The sequence below is a fragment of the Elioraea sp. Yellowstone genome, assembly GCF_006704265.1.
Lineage (GTDB): Bacteria > Pseudomonadota > Alphaproteobacteria > Acetobacterales > Acetobacteraceae > Elioraea.
This window is the reverse complement of sequence record NZ_VIKA01000213.1, coordinates 1-4,168: the sequence shown is the minus strand read 5'-3', so window position 1 is coordinate 4,168 and position 4,168 is coordinate 1. Positions and strand designations below refer to the sequence as shown.

General features: G+C 75.8%; 4 protein-coding genes. 3 read left to right on the top strand and 1 reads right to left on the bottom strand.

Annotated features, from left to right (window positions below; translation table 11 throughout):
• From FK498_RS17670 to FK498_RS17660, 3 genes are all read left to right on the top strand, one after another.
• A partial coding sequence (locus tag FK498_RS17670; protein ID WP_237561005.1) for a 3-deoxy-D-manno-octulosonic acid transferase occupies positions 1-1,277 on the top strand: 1,277 nt, incomplete at its 5' end.
• Between the two features lie 11 nt (positions 1,278-1,288).
• Entirely contained in the window at positions 1,289-2,287 is a 999-nt protein-coding gene (gene lpxK, locus FK498_RS17665) for a tetraacyldisaccharide 4'-kinase (protein ID WP_161988477.1), read from the top strand.
• Positions 2,284-3,189 (top strand): lauroyl acyltransferase, encoded by a 906-nt coding sequence (locus FK498_RS17660; RefSeq protein WP_237561003.1) that lies wholly within the window; start codon positions 2,284-2,286, stop codon positions 3,187-3,189. Before lpxK ends, FK498_RS17660 begins: the two co-directional genes overlap by 4 nt.
• 6 nt (positions 3,190-3,195) lie before the next feature.
• Here the strand turns inward: FK498_RS17660 and FK498_RS17655 are convergent, their stop codons facing one another.
• Complete coding sequence (locus FK498_RS17655) at positions 3,196-4,011, bottom strand: methyl-accepting chemotaxis protein (protein ID WP_141856889.1); 816 nt, start codon at positions 4,009-4,011, stop codon at positions 3,196-3,198.
• Positions 4,012-4,168: the final 157 nt, after the last annotated feature.

Here is a 4,168-nt window from a genome sequence, read left to right as displayed (position 1 = left end):
CCCCCGCCCTGCCGCTCTGGCTCGCCCGCCGTGCCGCGCGCGGCAGGGAGTTTCCGGCGCGGCTCGCCGAGCGACGGGGGATCGCCGGGCTGGCGCGGCCCGAGGGGCCCCTCCTCTGGCTGCACGCGGCCTCGGTCGGCGAGACGCAGTCGGTGCTGCCGCTGATCGCGCGTCTGCACGAGGCCCGCCCCGACCTCGCCGTGCTGCTCACCACCGCCACCGTCACCGCGGCGCGTCTGATCGCCGACCGGCTGGGCGAGCGCGCAGCCGACCCGGAACGGTCCGGCGCCCTGCCCGGTCGGCCCTGGCTGGTGCACCAGTTCGCGCCGCTCGATGTGCCTCCCTGGCTCGCCCGCTTCCTCGACCACTGGCGCCCCGACGCGGCCGGCTTCGTCGAGAGCGAGCTGTGGCCGAACGCGCTCGCCGCCCTTGCCGCCAGGCGCGTGCCCGCGGCGCTCGTCAACGCGCGGCTCTCGGCCCGCTCCTTCGCGCGCTGGCGGCTTGCTCCGGGGCTCGCGCGCCGGCTGCTCGGGGGCTTCGCGCTGGTGCTGCCGCAGTCGCGTGCCGATGCCGACCGGCTTGCCCGGCTCGGCGCCATCGTCGCGCCGCCCGGCAATCTCAAGCTCGCGACCCCGCCCCTGCCGGCGGACCCTGCCGAGCACGCCCGTCTCGCCGCGCTGTTCGGTGCCGACCCCGTCTGGGTGGCAGCGAGCACCCATCCGGGCGAGGAGGCGCTGGTGCTTGCCGCCCAGCGCCGCGCCCGCGAGACCGTGCCGGATCTCCGCCTGATCCTCGTCCCGCGCCATCCGGAACGGGGAGAGGAGGTCGCGGCGGAGGCGCGCGCGGCTGGGTTCGCAGCCCCCCGGCGCTCGGCCGGCCAGGACCCCTCCGGTCCGGTCTGGATCGCCGATACGCTGGGCGAGCTCGGGCTGTTCTATCGCCTCGGGCTCGGCGCCTTCGTCGGCGGCTCGCTGGTCGCGCGCGGCGGGCAGAACCCGCTCGAGCCGGCGCGGCTTGGCCTGCCGGTGGCGTTCGGTCCGCACATGGGCAACTTCGCCGAGATCGCCGCGATGCTGCGCGCAGCCGGTGCCGCGAGCGAGGTTGCCGGTCCGGAGGCGCTGGCCGCCTGGATCCTGCGCTTGGTGCACGAGCCCGCCTGGCGCGGCGCGGCGGCGCGGGCGGCGGCGGCGGCCGCGGCCGCACACGCCATGGTGCTGGACCGCATGGCCGAAGGGCTGCTACGCCTTCTGCCGGCAGGGGAGCACACGGAAGGGTAGAGGCAAGGATGCTGCGCGCACCCGAGTTTTGGCGCCCTGGCGGTGGTGGTCTTCCCGCCCTCCTGCTCTCTCCGTTCTCGGCGCTCTATGCCGGCGCCACCCGCCGGCGCGTGGCGCGGGAGGGCTGGCAGGCGCCCGTGCCGGTGATCTGCTGCGGCAATGTCACCGCGGGCGGGGCCGGCAAGACCACGGTCGCGATCGACCTCCTGGAGCGGCTGCACCGGCGCGGCGTCGCCGCGCACGGGCTGCTGCGCGGCTATGGCGGGCGGCTCAGGGGCCCGGTGCAGGTGGATCCCGACCGGCACGGCTGCCGGGATGTCGGCGACGAGGCGTTGCTGCTCGCCTCCATCGCGCCCACCTGGGTGTCGGTCGACCGCGCGGCCGGCGCGCGCGCGGCGATCGCGGCGGGTGCGCAGGCGATCGTGATGGATGACGGGCTGCAGAACCCGACGCTGGCGAAATCGCTCTCGCTCCTGGTCGTGGACGGCGGCTTCGGCTTCGGCAATGGCCGCGTGATCCCGGCCGGGCCGCTGCGCGAGCCGGTCGCCGCGGCGGCGGCGCGGGCGCATGCCGCCGTACTGATCGGCCGCGATGAGACGGGCGTCTCCGCCGCCCTGCCGCCCGAGTTGCCCGTGCTGCGCGCGCGCCTTGTGCCTGGCCCCGAGACGGCCATGCTGGCCGGCCGGCCGGTGCTGGCCTTCGCCGGCATCGCCAATCCGCGCAAGTTCTTCGACACGCTGACCGAGGCCGGGGTGATCGTGGTCGGCCGGCAGAGCTTCGCCGACCACTATCCCTATGACGAGACCGACATCCGCGACCTGCTCAAGGAGGCGGAGGCACTGCACGCCCTGCCGGTGACCACGCGCAAGGACATCGTCCGGGTGCCGCCGGCCTTCCGCGACCGCATCGCGGTGGCCCCGATCGGTCTCGCCTGGGAGGACGAGACGGCGCTCGAGGCGCTGCTCGCGCCGCACGTCCCGGCGCCGGCGCGCGAACCCCTGCCGGCGTGAGCGGCGTCCCGCTGGTCAGGCGCCTCCGCTGGCGGGTGGAGGCGGCGGTGGTCCGCGCGCTGATGACGGGGCTGCGCGCCCTCGGGCCGCGGCGTGCCTCGGAACTCGGCGGCTGGATCGGCCGCACGCTCGGACCGCTCCTGCCGGTGAGCCGCGTCGCCGAGGTGAACCTCCGCCTTGCCTTTCCCGACCGCGACCCCGCCTGGCGGCGTGCGACGATCCGCGCGTGCTGGGACAATCTCGGCCGCGTGGGCGGCGAGCTGCCGGTGCTGCCCGCGCTGATGGACCGCGCGGACGCGATCGAGGTGGAGGGGCTTGCGCATTTCCGCGCGATCGCCGCGGCCGGCGGGCCCGCGATCCTGTTCTCCGGCCATTTCGCCAACTGGGAGGTTCTGCTGCCGGCGGCGGCACGCCACGGGGTCGCCGCCGGCGTGGTCTATCGCGCGATCGGCAACCCGCTGATCGACCGGATGCTGACCGCCATCCGCACCGCGGCGATGGGCGGGCGCGCGCTGATGCTGCCCAAGGGGCCGGCCGGCGCGCGCGCGACACTCGCGCATCTGGCACGCGGGGGCGTGGTCGGCATGCTGCTGGACCAGAAGATGAACGACGGCATCCCGGCGCTGCTGTTCGGCCGGACCGCGATGACCGCTCCGGCGCTCGCCCATCTGGCGCTGCGCTTCCGCTGCCCGGTGATGCCGGCGCGGGCGGAACGTCTCGGCCCGGCACGGTTCCGCATCGTCGTCGAGCCGCCCCTGCCGCTGCCCGCGAGCGGCGACCGCCACGCCGACATCGCCGCGCTGACCCAGGCGGTGAACGATACGCTCGAGCGCTGGATCCGCGATCGCCCCGCCGAATGGCTCTGGCTGCACCGGCGGTTCGACAAGGCGCTGTACCGCTGATCGGGCTCAGCCCGCGCGCAGCGTCTCGGAGACCGTCCCGATCTGGCGCCGCAGCGCGGCTGCGCTGTCGGCCAGCGAGCGCGCGGCCGTGCGCCCCTGTTCGGCGCGTGCCGCATTCGCCTCCGCTGCGCGCTCGACCGCCGCAACCCGCTCGGCAACCGACTGCGCCGCGCCCGCCGCGCGCTGCGAGGAGCGGACGATCTCGGCGATCGCGGCCGATTGCTGTTCCATGGTCGCGGAGATGGCTGCCGTGGCCCCTTCGAGCTCGCGGATCGCACAGACGATGCCCGAGACGGTCTGCACCGTCCGCTCCGCCACGCGGCCGGCGCCGGCGATTTCGCTCGCGATCTCCTCGGTCGCCTTGGCGGTCTGGGTCGCGAGCGCCTTCACCTCGGAGGCGACCACCGCGAAGCCCTTGCCAGCCTCGCCGGCGCGCGCCGCCTCGATGGTCGCGTTCAGGGCCAACAGATTGGTACGCGCTGCGACATCGCCGATGACCGAGGTCACGTCCTCGATCCGACGGGTCGCGCGACCGAGGTCGGCGACCGTCGCATCAGCGCTCGCCGCCTCGGCAGCCGCGCGACTCGCCATCTCGGCGGCCGTGCTCAGCCGGCGCGAGACCTCGGCGATCGAGGCGGTCATCTGCTCGGCCGCCGCGGCCGCGACCTGGAGGTCGGCCGAGGCGCCCTGGGCGGCCAGCAGCACTGCGGCGGCATCCTGGCGCATCGCCGCCGCGCTGCTCGCGATCACCTCCGCCGTCTCGCCGGCATCGCTGGAGGCGGCCTCGACCGCCGAGGCGATGCCGCCGACGTCCCGCTCCACCTGCGCGGCGAGCGAGACGGCGACCGCGCGCTTCGCCTCGGCCGCCGCGGCGCGGGTAGCCTAGGCGCGGCGCTCCACCACCACGACGATGTGGTGGATCAAAGCGCCCCCCACGACCGGGTGGTGGGTGGGGCCGGCGAGGTAGACCAAGTTCCGC